This window comes from Bradyrhizobium sp. AC87j1, from assembly GCF_002936975.1.
Classification (GTDB): Bacteria; Pseudomonadota; Alphaproteobacteria; order Rhizobiales; family Xanthobacteraceae; genus Bradyrhizobium; species Bradyrhizobium shewense.
The window spans coordinates 65,999-80,981 of sequence record NZ_PTFE01000022.1 but is presented as its reverse complement, the minus strand read 5'-3'; the positions used below and the strand labels follow the sequence as shown (position 1 = coordinate 80,981).

Below are 14,983 nucleotides of genomic sequence, written 5' to 3'. Positions count from 1 at the left end.
GCGGAGACGGGCGGCGCTCAGCGCTGCCCGTCATGCACGGAGATCTCGGATGCCTTGAGGCCTCCGATGCGCGCGTGGGGGCGGCCGCCGGTGGCCATCACGAGGCCGAAGGCGATCTCGTCCCGCCGCGGCGCGTCCCACAGCGTCATCTCCGCGGTGCCGAAATGGCTGCGGACATAGGCGGCGTGGATGTGACCGAGCGGCACCATCAGGCGCGTGCCGGGACCGCCGATGGTTTTCGTAGCCGGGACGATCGCCTTGGGCTGACCAAGCACCTCGCGCATGCCATGGCCGCCGGCTTCGTGCCAGACGGCGCCATGCTCGAGCTCGCCGTCTTCACCGACGATGATGCCCTTGCCATAGGCTTCGATGCGCTCGGCACCGCCGAGCTGTGCGATCAGCGCGCCAGCGAGCTCGCGCCCGAGCTCACGCAAGGCCGCCTGGAACGGCATCAGATCGGACTCATAGCGTCCGGCGAAGGGATTGCGGATCACCGCGACGGCGGTTCCGACCAGCAGCGGCTTCTCCAGCCGCGGGCCGCGCTCATGCCGGATGGTCTCGACGCTGAGCGCGGTCTTGCGAATATCGTAGGACGACATGCTGAAGCTAGGCCTCGTCCACGACGGGATTGCTGAGCACGCCGATGTTCTCGATCTCGACCTCGACCACATCGCCGGGCTTGAGGAACATCGGCGGCTTGCGGGTGAAGCCGACGCCGGCCGGCGTGCCGGTGGCGATGACGTCGCCGGGCACGAGGTCGAAAATTGTCGAGCAATATTCGATCAGCCGCGGGATCGAGAAGATCAGCATCGAGGTGTCGGAGGACTGCACGGTCGCGCCGTTGACGCGCGTTTCGAGCTTGAGCTTGGTGGGATCGCCGATCTCGTCCGGCGTGATCAGCCACGGTCCGAACGGGCCGGTGCCGACGAAATTCTTGCCAGAGGCGATCTGCTGGGCATGACGCTGCCAGTCGCGCACGCTGACGTCGTTGTAGATCGAATAGCCCGCCACATGATTCCATGCGTCGGCCTGGCTGATGTGACGGCCGCCCTTGCCGATGACGACGGCGAGCTCGCCCTCCCAGTCGAAATTGTCCGAGACCTTTGGCCGGATCACCGGCGCGTTGTGCGCAACTTGGGACCGCCAGACCCGCAGGAAGATCGGTGGGAATTCCGTGAGCTCGCGCTTCATGCCGAACGCCACGGCTTCATTGTGGTGGTCGAGATAGTTGCGCACGGCGCAGACGATCTTCTCGGGCCGCGGGATCACCGGCAGGTATTTGACGTCGCTCAGCGCTAGCGTCGGCTTGTGCCCGGCGACGATCGCCTCGCGCTTCGTGTAGTCATCGCTGCCGAGAAAGTCCGCAAGCGTCGGGTACTGGGGCAGGGCGCGGCCCAGATCCACCACGCGGTTTTCGACAACGGCGCCCCAGCTTTCCCGATTTCCATCCAAGAACGACAGCAGCTTCATGGTTTCGCCCCAAGGGTTTCGAATTAAGGGTCCAGATTTTCGATCTGACGTATTATTTTCGAAAATGAAGCCGGGCGCAAGCCCGCCGCGCAAAAATGCCGGTCGCCTATTCGGCGTCGAGCAGATGGCCCGCGTATTTGGCGACGTTGTCGGAGGTCGAGCGGATATGGGTCTCGATCAGCTGCACGGCGAGATCCGCGTTGCGCGAGATGGCGGCCTGCATGATGGCTTGGTGCTCGCCGGCCTTGTCGCGCGGGCGCGGCCGGAAATTGGCGGAGAGATGCCGGTAGCGCTCGGCGCGATCGAACAGCTCGGCGCGAATGGCGAGCAACGTGGCCGAGCCGCAGGCGGAGACCAGCGCCTGGTGGAATTGGCGATGCGCGATCTTCCATTCGGGATCGCGCAAGGGGTGTTCGGGATCGCGCTGCTCGATTCGCTTCAATCTGTGCAGGGTGGAGATCACGGCGATTTCCCAATCGTCATCGCCCCGCTCGATCGAGCGGCGGATCAATTCCACCTCGATCAGCACCCTTGCATCGGTGACCTCGACCAGGTCCTGGCGGCTGACCGGCGCCACGCGAAAGCCGCGCTGCTCCTGGGCGTCGACCAGGCCTTCCGCTGCAAGCGCGGTCAGCGCCTCGCGCAGCGTCGTGAAGCTCGCGCCGAACCGTTCGCGCAGCACATCGAAGCGCAGCGGCTCGCCGGGCGGAAGGGCGCAGGCGATGATCTCCTCGCGCAGCCGATGCGTGATGTCGGCGGCGATGGTCTTGCCGAATTCCTTGCGGGGGCGGATGGCGCTCTCGGGCATGGGGATCTGTCGCTGAATCGATGCCTCAACATGCCGCGCTAACGAGCGTCTTGCAATAATTTTCGTAAACGGTATGATTTTCGAAAATATGGTCTAGGGAGCACGTGAAGTCATGAGGGCGGTGCTGGTGCGTCAGCCGGGTGGGCCGGATGCACTCGAGGTGGTCGAGCTTCCGGTGCCTGTGCCCGGAGCCGGCCAGGTGCAAATCCGGGCCGAGGCGTTGGGGGTCGGTCAACCCGACGTGCTGATCCGGCGCGGCGTCTACAAATGGATGCCGCCGCTGCCGGCCAATCCCGGCAACGATGTTGCGGGGCGCATTTCTGCGCTCGGGTCCGGCGTCGAGGGGTTTTCCCTCGGCCAGAAGGTGCTGCTCAGCGCGCGCGATCTGTCCCAGCGCGGCGGCTGCTACGCCGATTACGTGGTCGCGCCCGCGGATGCCGTTCACGCGCTGCCGGACAATGTCGATCTGCAGGCGGCCGTGTGCCTGTCGAACTACCAGGTCGCCTACGCGCTGCTGCACGAGTGCCGCCATCCGCGCGCGCCCGCAAGCGTGCTGGTGATCGGCGCGGCCGGCGGCGTCGGCACCGCGCTGGTGCAACTGGCCAAGCTTGCTGGCATGACCGTCATCGGCACCGTCTCCACCGAAGAGAAAGCCGCGTTCGCCAGGGCGAACGGCGCCGATCACGTCATCTTCTACCGGAGCGAGGATGTCGTGGCGCGAACGCGCGAGCTGACTGATGGCGAGGGCGTCGGCGTCGTGCTCGATCACGTCTGCGGGCCCGAGTTCACCGCCTATCTCGGCGCGCTCGGCAAATGGGGCACGCTGCTGTCCTACAACGCTTTCGCCGGTTTGCCGGAAGAGAATCTGATGGCGGCGATGCGCGATCATCTCGACATCTGTCCGGCGATACGCTGCTTCTCCTTCCACATCTACGACCACGATTGCGACGGACGCCGTGCCCTGATGCGCAGCGTGATCGAGGCCTTGAGCCGCAATGCGATCAAGCCGGCGATCTCGGCAGTGCTGAAGCTCGACGAGGTCAGGAAGGCCCATACGCTGCTCGAGCAGGGCTCCGCGCTCGGCAAGATCATCATGATTCCATGAGGGGATGGACCGCACGATGACACAAGCACCCATTGCACGCTTCACCCGGCTGCGACACGCGACCTTCACCTCGCCCGATCCGGAGCGGCTGCTCGACTATTATCGCGGCGTGATCGGACTTGGCCTCGTGGCCCGCGATGGCAACCGCCTGTTCCTCGCCAGCGAGTCCGAGCAGCTCTCGCTGGTGATCGAGCCTGGCGATGCGGTACTCAGCAGCATCGCCTTTGAAATCTCCCCGGAGGTCCAGCTCGAGGCGCTGGGCGCCGCGCTGAAGCAGGCGGACTTACGGCCCGAGCTTCGGAGCGATCCCCTGCCTGGTGTGTCCCGGCTGCTGTCGTTTAGCGATCCCGAAGGGACGCGTTTCGAGCTGATCCAGGGCTGGACGCCGACGCCCGCGCAGGAGCGGATCGGCGGGCTCGCTGTCGCCAAGCTCGGCCATGTCGCCCTTCGCACGCCCGATCCGAAAGCCGCTTCGGAGTTTTACGCGAACGTGATGGGGCTGCGGGTCTCCGACTGGATCGAGGACCGCTTCGTCTTCATGCGCAGCGGCTTCGAGCATCACACGTTGAATTTCGCGCTCGCGCCTGGCCGCGGTCTGCATCATTTTGCGTTCGAGCTGCGGGGTCCCGAGCATATGCATCGGGCCTGCGATCATCTCGCGCGCCACAAGCTCCCGGTGCTCTGGGGACCGGTGCGTCACGGCCCCGGCCACAACACTGCGATCTATCACCGCAATCCCGATGGGCATCTGGTCGAGTTGTTCCATGACCTCGACCGGATGGTGGACGAGGAGCTCGGCTATTTCGAGCCGCGGCCCTGGCATCGCGATCGCCCGCAGCGGCCAAAAGTCTGGGTCGGGCTGCCGCGCGACGTCTGGGGCATGCCGCCATCGCCGGAATGCACGGAGTTTGCGCGCTAGCGAATTCAGTTCGACCTGAACGACGCCGCGCGCGTTGCGGCCAACGACGTAACAATTGAGGGAGAAGCATCCATGCGAGGGATGAAGCGGCTTGCTGCGGCCTTTTTTCTGCTCGGCGTTTTTCTTGGCGTTTTTCTCGGCGGTTGTCTGGTGACCGGCCCTGCATGGGCGGACAATTATCCGTCGCGTCCGATCCGCCTGCTGCATGGCTTTGCCGCCGGCGGCGCCGCCGACACGCTGTCGCGCATCATCGCCGACGGGCTGTCGAAGAAGCTCGGGCAGCCGATCATCGTCGAGGCCAAGCCCGGTGCCGGCGGCAACATCGCGGCGGACGCGGTCGCCAAGGCGGCGCCCGACGGTTATACGCTCGGCCTCGTCACCGGCGCGCACGCGATTTCCGCGGCGACCTACAAGAGTCTCGCCTATCAGCCGGCCGAAAGCTTCGAGATGATTTCGACGCTGGTCTACTACGCGCTCGTCATCGCCGTGCGCAGCGACTACCCCGCAAAATCGCTGGGTGAGCTCATCGCCCTGGCCAAGGCAAAGCCGGGTTCACTCAGCTTCGGATCGGTTGGTTTCGGCAGCACGCATCATCTTGCGGGAGAGTTGCTCAACGCCACCGCCGGCATCGAGATCGTGCACGTGCCGTATCGCGGCGATTCCCAGTCCGTCACCGCACTGCTCGGCGGCGACGTTCCCGTCATCGTCGGCACGCCCGTGCTGCTCGCGCCGCAGATCCAGAGCGGCGCGATCCGCGGCCTGGCCGTAACTTCGCCGACGCGCACGGCGTTGCTGCCCGATGTCCCGACCGTGCAGGAAGCCGGCATCAAGGGCTACGACGTGCGCACCTGGGCCGGCCTCCTGGCGCCCAAGGGCACGCCGCCTGCCATCATCGCGGCGCTCAACGCCGCGACGCTGGAGGCGCTCGGGGATCCCGAGCTCAGGCAGCGTCTGGAGACCGCCGTCGGCGGCGAGGTCCGCGGCAGCTCGCCGGAGGAGATGAAGAAGCTGATCGGGACCGAGATCGCCAAATGGACCGGCGTGGTCGAGCGCGCGAAGATCCCGAAGATCTGACCCGGGCCGGCGGCAGGGTCGGTACCGGCCGGCCCCTGCTCACGAATGCTTGATCCGGATCAACAAGCGCCACCGGCACTGGGATATGCTACGAGGGATACGCTGCGACCTTGATAAGGTAACTCAATAAAGATGCGCCTCGTTCGTGCCATTCTGGCATTCGCAATCGCCATATCCTTGACGATGCTGCCCGTTGGCGCGTCCGCATCCGGTCTTGCCATGTCGTCGGACGATATGCCGGCGACTATGCAAATGGGCAGCGACGCCGGGATGGCGATGGACGATTGCTGCCCCGACATGAAGGGGACGCCCTCGCAGACCGGCGGCTACAAATGCGGGATGGGCTTCTGCTGCGTCGGCGGCGCCATCGCGCTCGATGCCATCAGGCCCGTCGTCTTCGGGCATTTCGCCGTAGCGGTGAGCACGATCGCCATCCCTGAGGATCAGGTCGTCTCCGCCCGCGGCAGCAGTCCTCCCTTCCGACCTCCTCGAATCTGATCTCGCAACAGCCGAACGCGCGCAGCACGTTTGCGCGCGACGACGACTGACGTGTGCGCGCCATGCGCCACGGCGAAAGATCAGATCATGAGGACAGGACAATGCTTTCCAAATTCACCACCGCGGCGCTCGCCGCCACCCTTTCGCTTGCCGCTTCCGCGGCGATGGCGGGCGCCGGCGACTACGCCTTCGAGCCCGTCACTGCGCAAATGAAGAAGGGCGACGACGTCACGCTATCGGTTCGCCTGACCAACAAGCAGACCGGCAATCCGGTGGCGGACGCCGTCATCTTCAAGACCCGTGTCGACATGGCCCCGGACGGAATGGCCGAGATGGAATCGGCGGTGGCGCCGCTGCCGTCGAAGGAGCCGGGCGTCTATGCCTTCCGCACGGATCTGCCGATGGCCGGCCGCTACCAGGTCACGCTGTCGGCCAAGGTGCAGGGCGAGGTGGAGACCGTCACCGGCAAGGTGATCGTCACGGCGACCAAGTGAGCGTGCGGACGCCGCCCGCGGCGTCCGAACTTCTCTGTCCCATTCACATGGATGCGCGCCGGGCGCGCGAAGGCACACCATGAAGACGCTACGTCTCCTGACAACTCTCGCGCTGGCCGGTGGCTTGGCTATGGGCGCGTACTGGTCCTCGCACGACGGGCGCTGGTCCGTTCATGCCGAGGCGACCCCGGCTCCGGCCCAGGCGGATCGGACTCCGCTCTACTATCGCGATCCCAGCGACGCGCCGCTCTGGTCCGCTGGTCCGAAGCAGGACGACCGCGGCCGGGATTATCTGCCGGTCTACGAGGACGATCAGGTGACTGCAGTGGCACCAAAGCCACCGCAGGCGGCTTCATCGCGAAAAATCCTCTACTACCGCAATCCCATGGGCCTGCCCGACACCTCGCCGGTGCCGAAGAAGGACCCGATGGGGATGAACTACGTCCCCGTCTACGAAGGCGACGAGGTCGACGACGGCACGGTGAAGCTGTCGCCGGGCAGAATCCAGCGCAGCGGCGTCAAGTCCGAGCCCGCCCGGCGGCGTGCGATCCGCGTCGCGGTGAAGGCGCCCGGCACGATCCAGCTCGACGAGCGCCGCGTCTCTGTCATCGCGATGCGCGCCGAAAGCTTCGTGCAGAAAGTCGCAGACGTCACCACCGGCACGCGCGTGAAGGCGGGCCAACCGCTGATGGAGATCTACAGTTCGGCGGTCGCATCCGCCGCCGCGGAATATCTGGCAACGATCACCTCGAAGACGGTGGGCGGCGTCGAGATGTACGGCCGCGGCTCGCGGCAGCGGCTGGTCAATCTCGACGTGCCCGAGCAGGTCATCGCCGAGATGGAGCGGACGCGCGTTGCGCCTGTCACCGTGCATTGGTCGGCGCCACGCGACGGCATCGTGCTCGAGCGCAACGCGATCGAAGGCATGCGCGCCAATCCCGGCGACGTGCTGTTCCGGATTGCGGACACCTCGCTGGTCTGGGCATTGGTCGACGTCGCCGAGCGCGATCTCGGCAATGTCGCGGTGGGGCAATCGGTGGCGGTGCGCGCGCGGAGCTTTCCCGGCCGCATCTTCAGCGGCAAGATCGCCGTGGTCTATCCGCAGGTGAACCGCGACACAAGGACGGTCCGCGTCAGGATCGAGCTCGCCAATCCCGACGCCGCGCTGCTGCCGGACATGTATGTCGATGCCGAGATCGACACGGCCGATAGCGCGCCCGTGCTGGCGATCCAGGATAATTCGGTGCTCGACACCGGCACGCGGCAGGCCGTTCTCGTCGACAAGGGGGAAGGGCGCTTCGAGCCGCGTGAGGTGAAGCTCGGCCGGCGCGGCGGCGGCTACATCGAGGTGCGCGACGGACTTGCCGACGGCGAGGCGGTGGTCACCTCCGCCACCTTCCTGATCGATGCGGAAAGCAATCTGAAGGCCGCGCTCAAGGGTTTTGCGGAAGGAGCGCCTCAGGCGTCCGATGCGGGCCATGCGACGGGAGAGCACAAATGATCGCCCGCATCATCGCCTGGTCGGCGCGCAATTTGCTGCTGGTGCTGTTTGGCACCGGCTTTGCGGCCGCCGCCGGTCTCTATGCGCTGATTCACCTGCCGCTGGATGCGATCCCGGATCTCTCCGACACCCAGGTCATCGTCTACACCGAATATCCCGGCCAGGCGCCGCAGGTGATCGAGGACCAGGTCACCTATCCCCTGACGACGGCGATGCTGACCGTGCCGAAATCGAAAGTGGTGCGCGGCTTCTCGTTCTTCGGCGCCTCCTTCGTCTACGTGATCTTCGAGGACGGCACCGACATCTATTGGGCGCGCTCGCGCGTCCTGGAATTTTTGAACGGCGCGGCTTCGCGGCTCCCCGCCGGCGTCACCCCGACCATCGGTCCCGACGCCACCGGCGTCGGCTGGGTCTACCAGTATGCGGTCCTGTCGAAGGAATTGAACTTGGCGGACACCCGCACGATCCAGGACTGGAATCTGAAGTTCGCACTGGCCAAGGCCGAAGGCGTCGCCGAGGTCGCCAGCATCGGCGGCTTCGTCAAGCAGTACAACGTGGTGCTCGATCCGCAGCGGATGCGCGATCGCGGCATCAGCATGCAAAAAATTCGTGAGGCGATCCGCGCCAGCAACGCCGACGTCGGCGGACGCACCGTCGAGCTCGCCGAGTTCGAATACGTCATTCGCGGCAAGGGCTACATCAAGAGCATCAACGATCTCGGCAACATCGTGCTGAAGACGAGCAATGGCACGCCGGTGCTGCTCCGCGACGTCGCCAATGTCGAGCTTGGACCGGACGAGCGCAGGGGCATCACCGAGCTGAATGGCGAGGGCGAGGTCGCAAGCGGCATCGTGCTGCAGCGCTTCGGCGTCAATGCGCTCGACGTCATCGAGAACGTCAAGAAGCGCTTCAAGGAGATCGCGAGCAGCTTGCCGAAATCGGTCGAGATCGTGCCGGTCTACGATCGCTCCAACCTGATCTACGCGGCCATCGACACGCTCAAGCACACGCTGTTCGAGGAGAGCATCGTCGTCGCACTGGTCTGCATCGTGTTCCTGCTGCACGTCCGCAGCGCGCTGGTCGCGATCCTGATGCTGCCGGTCGGCGTGCTGATGGCGTTCGGCGCCATGAAGCTGCTCGGCCTCGGCTCCAACATCATGAGCCTGGGTGGCATCGCGATTGCGATCGGCGCCATGGTCGACGCCGCGATCGTCATGATCGAGAATGCCCACAAGCACCTCGAGCGGGCAAGGCCCGATCAGTCCCGCGTTCAGGTCCTGATCGATGCCGCGTCCGAAGTCGGCCCCGCGCTGTTCTTCAGCCTGCTGATCATCACCGTGTCGTTCATGCCGATCTTCACGCTGGAATCGCAGGAGGGGCGGCTGTTCAGCCCGCTGGCGTTCACCAAGACGTTCTCGATGGCGGCCGCCGCCCTCTTGTCCGTCACGCTTGTGCCCGCGCTGATGGTGATCTTCGTCCGGGGCCGGATCGTGCCGGAGAGCAAAAATGTCATCAATCGTTTCCTGATCTGGATCTACCGGCCCGTGATCAAGGGCGTGCTTCGCGCCAGGACGCTGGTGATCCTGGCCTCGGTCGCAGTCCTTGCCGTCACGACATGGCCGGCGCGGCAGCTCGGCACCGAGTTCATGCCGGCGCTGAACGAGGGCACGCTGCTCTACATGCCGACGACGCTGCCCGGCATCTCCGTGACCAAGGCGGCCGAGCTGATGCAGACGCAGGATCGCATCATCAAGTCGTTCCCCGAAGTCGCCTCGGTCTACGGCAAGGCGGGACGGGCGGCGACCGCGACCGATCCGGCGCCGACCGAAATGTTCGAGACGGTGGTGAATCTGAAGCCGAAGGAGCAGTGGCGGCCCGGCGTCACCATCGACAGTCTGATCGCGGAGATGGACAAGGCGCTGCAGTTTCCCGGTGTCTCCAACGCCTGGACCATGCCGATCAAGGCGCGCATCGACATGCTCTCCACCGGCATCCGCACGCCTGTCGGCGTCAAGGTCATGGGCACCGACCTCGTCGAGATCGACCGGCTGGCGCGGCAGGTCGAGCGGGTGATCAAAACCGTCCCGGGCACGTCATCGGCCTACGCCGAGCGCGGCATCGGCGGCTACTATCTCGAGATCGTCCCGGACCGCGAGGCGCTCGCCCGCTATGGCATCCTGATCCAGGACGTTCAGGACACCATCGCGGCCGCGCTCGGCGGCCAGACGGTGACGACGACCGTGGAGGGACGGCAGCGCTTCGCGGTGAACATGCGCTATCCGCGTGACCTGCGCGACAATCCCAAGGCGATCGCGAGCGATATCCTGGTGCCGATGCCCGCGGGCGGCGCCGTGCCGCTCGGCGAGGTGGCGAAGGTCGAGCCGGCGCGCGGGCCGACCTCGATCCGGACCGAGAACGGCCAGCTGGCGACCTACATCTATGTCGACATCCGCGATCGCGACATCGGCAGCTACGTCGCGGATGCGCAACGCGCGGTGACGGAGAGCATCCCATTTCCAGCCGGCACCTATGTCGTCTGGAGCGGCCAGTACGAATATCTCCAGCGCGCGGCGGCGCGCCTGAAGATCGTCGTGCCCGTGACGCTCACGATCATCTTCCTGCTGCTGTATCTGAACTTCAGGGCGCTGACCGAGACGCTGATCGTGATGCTGTCGCTGCCGTTCGCGCTGGTCGGCGGCATCTGGATGATGTGGTGGTTCGGCTTCAACCTGTCTGTCGCCGTCGCCGTCGGCTTCATCGCGCTTGCCGGCGTCGCCGCCGAGACCGGCGTCGTGATGCTGATCTACCTCGATCACGCGCTGGCCGAGATGAAGGCCAGGCGCAGTGCCGCGGGCGGCATCTTTACCCGGCGCGATCTCCATGACGCCATCATGGTGGGCGCGGTCGAGCGTGTCCGGCCCAAGATGATGACGGTGGTCGCCATCATGGCGGGCCTGCTGCCGATCATGTGGAGCACCGGCGCCGGATCGGAGATCATGCAGCGCATCGCGCTGCCGATGATCGGCGGGATGATCTCCTCGACGCTGCTGACGCTGATCGTGATCCCCGCGATCTTCGGGCTGGTGAAGGGGCGGGGGCTGCCTGACGGCGAGCAATCGGCGTTCGCCGACGAACATGCCGTTGAAACGGAAAACGGCATGCGCGCTCCGCAAGCGGCCGAATAGGTTCGCGAGACGCCGTCCGGCTTCGCGGGCTTTGTCTCAGCCGGACCGTGTCTCCTGGCTCCGCAGCAGGCGGTGCGTCACCGTTCGTGCGATCGCCGCCGGCGCTTCCTCGGGGATCGCAAAGCAGGAGCTCGCGTTGATCTCGCACAGCACGTAGGTGTCGGCGCCCGCCGCATCGCGCGGCCCGTACAGGAAATCCGCATCCCAGATCACCGGCAGTGACAATTCATCGATGCCGAGCGTTTCCATCATCTGCGGCGTCCATTCATCCTCCATCGACCTTCGCAGCGCCCGGAACGGCGGAGCATCAGGCCCGTGCATGATGCGCGGCCCCGGCTGCGCCGCCGGCGCGTCGGGGCCTTCCGGCGGCGGCGGGATCAGGGCCTTGATCAATTGGTGCCCAAAGCCCGCGACCCGGGCGCCGCTCATGTAGCAGCGGATCATCCCGTCGGGCAGGCGAGGTTGAAACGCCTGGTCGATGATGCAGCCGCCCCAGCCGAAATACGGCGCGCAGCGCGCCACCAGGTCGTCGAACCTGATGTCCTCGGGCCGGCTTCCGCGCTGGGCATGGAGTACACGAACCGTCTCGTTCGTGTTCGGAAGCGCTTCGACCTTCCAGACGCCCTGGCCGCCATTGCCGCGATTTTGCTTGAGCACGCGAGGGCCGTCCGCCTGAAGGCGCGAGGGAAATTCGGCGCGGAACGCCGCGGCGGTGTCATAGCGATGCGTGTCGGTCCCCCAGCCCAGGTGGCGCGTTCGGTAAAGCACCTCCTTGACGCCCATCTTCAGGATCACGTCGGGGTGGGCGCTCACCCAGGGACCTCGCGCCGCGACGTCGCGCAACAGGGCATCGAGCTCGGCGCGCGTCTTGCCCTGGTGGATCGGATCGACCCAGACTAGCACGCCCTCGGCCGCGAGCAGTTGATCGCGGACTGCGTCGGCAAAGCTCTCGTCGTAGATCACGGGGTGCGCGTCGATGCCGACGGCGGCGAGGGTCTCGAAGACGCGGACGAAGCGGCTGTTTTGCGGCGTTGCATCGCGGCGCGCGGCAGCGTCTCCGCGCGAGAGGATGGCGAGTGTTTGGCGGGGGGATGGGTGTCGTTCGGTGTCCATGCGCAAGCTCCACGACTGGCGTGCTGCGCAGAGCTTGGACCGGGGTCTCACGGGGAGTCTGCTTCGTCCCCACGTGACGAACCCTAATGAGATCGTCCGGTCGTTTCAAGATGCCGGTTGGCGCAGTTCCGTTCCGAGTGAACTCTTCGTGACGCGCCTCGGCCATGCGCCGGTTGACAGCTGGGCCACCCGGGTTTCTATTCGTCGCGACGGGGATTTGCGATCTCCCCGCGAGGCGACATGCCCAAGCATCGCGTCCTGATCACCAAGGGCGCAGCATGTCATCATTTCCCAATCTCATCAGACAAATCGTGATTTTTCACTCGTGCGCGGCGGCCGCTCCGAAGCGCGTTGGCATCATCTCGTCGCGCCGCGCCGAACGACTTCACCTGGGGCAGGAGACGCCAGGAGAATGTCATGCGGACAAAGGTCATCCTTCACACAATCCTCTTTCTGGCGATCGCCAGCGGGCTGCCGGGCGCACGCGCTCTGACACAGGAGGAGGTCGTCGCCAAAATCCAGGCGGCCGGCTACACGCAGGTCAGCGACATCAAATCGACCGCCGAGGGCATGACCGCAAAAGCCGTGAAGAACGGCAAGGACGTGCGGCTCGTCGTCGACAGCACCGGCCAGATCAAGGAGCAGAAGTGAGACACTGAACGGCTGAAATCCAAGCTTAGGGAGCAGTTCAATGCGAAAGACAATTTTGGCACTGATCGGCGCCAGTGCCTGCTTCATCGCGAGCGCTCATGCGCAAGATCCCGACTGGAAGAAGGTCGATGAGACGCTGGGCCGCAAGCCCGCCGTTGCGGATGATGTCCACCGCTACGGCTTTCCCCGCACCGATCTCACCGTGACCTTGGACGGGGTGACGATCAAGCCCGCGCTGGCGCTCGGCGGCTGGCTCGCGTTCAAGCCCGCGCATGGCGGTGCCATGGTCATGGGCGACCTCGTGCTCCTCGAGACCGAGATCAATCCCGTGATGGCGAAGATGATCGCGAGCGGTCTGGAGATCACCGCCGTGCACAATCATCTGCTGCGCGCGAGCCCGGCGACGTTTTACATGCACGTCGCCGGACACGGCGATCCCGTCAAGCTGGCCTCGGCGATCCATGATGCGCTGGCCGAAAGCAAGACTCCCTTGACGGTCGCGGCGCCGGCGGGCCCGCCGCCTGCCATAGACCTCGACACCGCAAAGCTCGATCAGGTCATCGGCGTCAAGGGGCAGGCCAACGGCGGCGTCTACCAGTTCAACGTCAAGCGGCGCGACCCGATCACGGAGGACGGCATGCTGCTCACCCCTGTCGGTGCGATGGGCGTTGCGATCGCCATCAACTTCCAGCCGACCGGAGCAGGCAAGGCCGCCATCACCGGCGATTTCGTCCTGACCAGCGACGAGGTGAACCCGGTCATCGTGGCGCTGCGCACGCACGGCATCGAGGTGACGGCGCTGCACAGCCACATGCTGGACGAGCAGCCGCGCCTGTTCTTCATGCACTTCTGGGCCAACGACGACGCGATCAAGCTGGCGAATGGCCTGCGTGCCGCGCTCGACAAGACCGCAAGCACGAAGAGCTGATGCGAGGCTATGCCGGCATCGCCTCTCGCCGCTACGGCTGGGGAGGATAGCGCTCGAACGTCGGCAGTTCGTGCGCATGCTCCATCCAGCGAAGCCGCTCGGCGACCTGGATGTGCATCGTCGCCGGCACGGCCTCGGGATCATCGTAGGTCGCGCTCTGGATGTCGATGACCCCTGGCAGCATGTCGGCATTGATATAGAACAGGCCGGTGCCGCAATGGCCGCAAAAGTGCCGCCGGCCATGTTCCGAGGAATTGTAGATCTTCGGCTCGCCCTTGGTCACCTTGAGAGCGCTCTCCGGATACATCGTCCAGCCGACGATCGGAGCGCCGGCGTGGAGCCGGCAATCGCGGCAATGGCACAGCGCATGCACGATCACGTCGCCCTCGACCTCGTAACGGATTGCGCGGCAGTGACAGCCGCCGGTGATGGTACTCATGCGTTCCTCCGATGAAGGGCGGGTTTCGTGGATCGATAACTCGCGAGACGCGCGGCTTCAACGGCGCAAACGATTTGAAGTTGCGTCCTACTGTCGCCTGACAGCTGCTGCCATGCCAAGCCTTCGGTGCCACGCTAAGCCTTGGGTGCTGCGGCTTCGCGAGGGGATCTGCAGCGTCAGTTTTCCACACCCACGACCCGCAGTATCGAATTGCGGATCCAACCTACTAGCGATCGATAATTTGCCAGCCCCATCGGGCGCAGCTTTGATGACGGCATGAGCACCAAATCACGCGAGGTCATCTGGAGCGGCCGAATTCTGGGTGCGGAAATTTCGGCCAAGCACGCACGCGAAGAGGCCAAAAAGGCCGTTCGCGAGGCCGACCGCGCTGAAGCCGAAGCCTGGTCGGTACGCATGGAAGGTTACGGCGGCCCCTCGCAGCCCTCGCCGACGATCGGCCAATGCCTCAACGGCGGCATGGGCTGGCTCGAGGTCGAGTGCAACAGGTGCAAGGCGCGTGCGAGCCTGCCGCTCGACGCAATCCGCCGTCCCCGCGATACGCCGATCTGGAAGCTGGAAGCCTCGCTCAAGTGCCGGTCATGCCGAAAGGGACGTTCCGCGCCGCCCGTCCACATGATCAAGCTGACCGCAACGCAAAGCATCACGCCCTACAAATGGGTGCATCCGACCGAGGAGAGATAGTCAGACGCTGCGACGACAACAGCCCGCGCGCCTTGTCGACCTCTGGCCTGTCTATCCTCGCTTTGGCGTCGGCACTTCGGGCTAAACCGGTCATCG

General features: G+C 65.4%; 15 protein-coding genes. 10 read left to right on the top strand and 5 right to left on the bottom strand.

The annotated features are described in order from the left end of the window. Window positions 1–17: 17 nt before the first annotated feature. The 3 genes from CV770_RS14335 to CV770_RS14325 form a co-directional block, all read right to left on the bottom strand. Window positions 18–599, bottom strand: a complete 582-nt coding sequence (locus CV770_RS14335; protein ID WP_104462794.1) for an amino acid synthesis family protein — start codon at window positions 597–599, stop codon at window positions 18–20. A 7-nt stretch (window positions 600–606) separates the two neighbouring features. Beyond that, on the bottom strand, window positions 607–1,470 hold the full coding sequence (locus CV770_RS14330) for a fumarylacetoacetate hydrolase family protein (protein WP_104462793.1): 864 nt from the start codon (window positions 1,468–1,470) through the stop codon (window positions 607–609). Window positions 1,471–1,576: 106 nt separating this feature from the next. Then, window positions 1,577–2,278, bottom strand: coding sequence for a GntR family transcriptional regulator (locus CV770_RS14325; RefSeq protein WP_104462792.1), 702 nt, complete (start codon window positions 2,276–2,278; stop codon window positions 1,577–1,579). Between the two features lie 112 nt (window positions 2,279–2,390). On the opposite strand from CV770_RS14325, the gene CV770_RS14320 reads away from it, so the two are divergent. The 7 genes from CV770_RS14320 (at window position 2,391) to CV770_RS14290 (ending at window position 11,054) form a co-directional block, all read left to right on the top strand. Next, complete coding sequence (locus CV770_RS14320; RefSeq protein ID WP_104462791.1) at window positions 2,391–3,383, top strand: zinc-dependent alcohol dehydrogenase family protein; 993 nt, start codon at window positions 2,391–2,393, stop codon at window positions 3,381–3,383. Window positions 3,384–3,399: 16 nt separating this feature from the next. Then, window positions 3,400–4,302, top strand: coding sequence for a VOC family protein (locus CV770_RS14315; RefSeq protein ID WP_104462811.1), 903 nt, complete (start codon window positions 3,400–3,402; stop codon window positions 4,300–4,302). Window positions 4,303–4,374: 72 nt separating this feature from the next. Further along, the gene (locus CV770_RS14310) at window positions 4,375–5,376 is read left to right on the top strand and encodes a tripartite tricarboxylate transporter substrate binding protein (protein WP_104462790.1); all 1,002 of its coding nucleotides are present in this window, start codon (window positions 4,375–4,377) and stop codon (window positions 5,374–5,376) included. A 132-nt stretch (window positions 5,377–5,508) separates the two neighbouring features. Further along, the gene (locus CV770_RS14305) at window positions 5,509–5,874 is read left to right on the top strand and encodes a hypothetical protein (protein WP_104462789.1); all 366 of its coding nucleotides are present in this window, start codon (window positions 5,509–5,511) and stop codon (window positions 5,872–5,874) included. 101 nt (window positions 5,875–5,975) lie between these two features. After that, window positions 5,976–6,368, top strand: a complete 393-nt coding sequence (locus tag CV770_RS14300) for a FixH family protein (protein ID WP_091953171.1) — start codon at window positions 5,976–5,978, stop codon at window positions 6,366–6,368. Between the two features lie 79 nt (window positions 6,369–6,447). Then, the gene (locus CV770_RS14295) at window positions 6,448–7,869 is read left to right on the top strand and encodes an efflux RND transporter periplasmic adaptor subunit (RefSeq protein WP_104462788.1); all 1,422 of its coding nucleotides are present in this window, start codon (window positions 6,448–6,450) and stop codon (window positions 7,867–7,869) included. Beyond that, the gene (locus tag CV770_RS14290; RefSeq protein WP_104462787.1) at window positions 7,866–11,054 is read left to right on the top strand and encodes an efflux RND transporter permease subunit; all 3,189 of its coding nucleotides are present in this window, start codon (window positions 7,866–7,868) and stop codon (window positions 11,052–11,054) included. Before CV770_RS14295 ends, CV770_RS14290 begins: the two co-directional genes overlap by 4 nt. 36 nt (window positions 11,055–11,090) lie before the next feature. Here CV770_RS14290 and CV770_RS14285 read toward each other — a convergent pair whose 3' ends face one another. Next, a complete protein-coding gene (locus CV770_RS14285) occupies window positions 11,091–12,167 on the bottom strand; it encodes a Cj0069 family protein (protein WP_104462786.1) in 1,077 nt (358 codons plus the stop codon). Between the two features lie 417 nt (window positions 12,168–12,584). On the opposite strand from CV770_RS14285, the gene CV770_RS14280 reads away from it, so the two are divergent. Both CV770_RS14280 and CV770_RS14275 read left to right on the top strand, forming a co-directional pair. After that, window positions 12,585–12,818, top strand: a complete 234-nt coding sequence (locus CV770_RS14280; RefSeq protein ID WP_104462785.1) for a PepSY domain-containing protein — start codon at window positions 12,585–12,587, stop codon at window positions 12,816–12,818. A 40-nt stretch (window positions 12,819–12,858) separates the two neighbouring features. Beyond that, window positions 12,859–13,746 (top strand): DUF1259 domain-containing protein, encoded by an 888-nt coding sequence (locus tag CV770_RS14275; protein WP_091953161.1) that lies wholly within the window; start codon window positions 12,859–12,861, stop codon window positions 13,744–13,746. A gap of 31 nt (window positions 13,747–13,777) precedes the next feature. Here the strand turns inward: CV770_RS14275 and CV770_RS14270 are convergent, their stop codons facing one another. Continuing rightward, entirely contained in the window at window positions 13,778–14,185 is a 408-nt protein-coding gene (locus CV770_RS14270; protein WP_104462784.1) for a GFA family protein, read from the bottom strand. 276 nt (window positions 14,186–14,461) lie between these two features. On the opposite strand from CV770_RS14270, the gene CV770_RS14265 reads away from it, so the two are divergent. Next, the gene (locus CV770_RS14265; RefSeq protein WP_091953155.1) at window positions 14,462–14,887 is read left to right on the top strand and encodes a hypothetical protein; all 426 of its coding nucleotides are present in this window, start codon (window positions 14,462–14,464) and stop codon (window positions 14,885–14,887) included. Window positions 14,888–14,983: the final 96 nt, after the last annotated feature.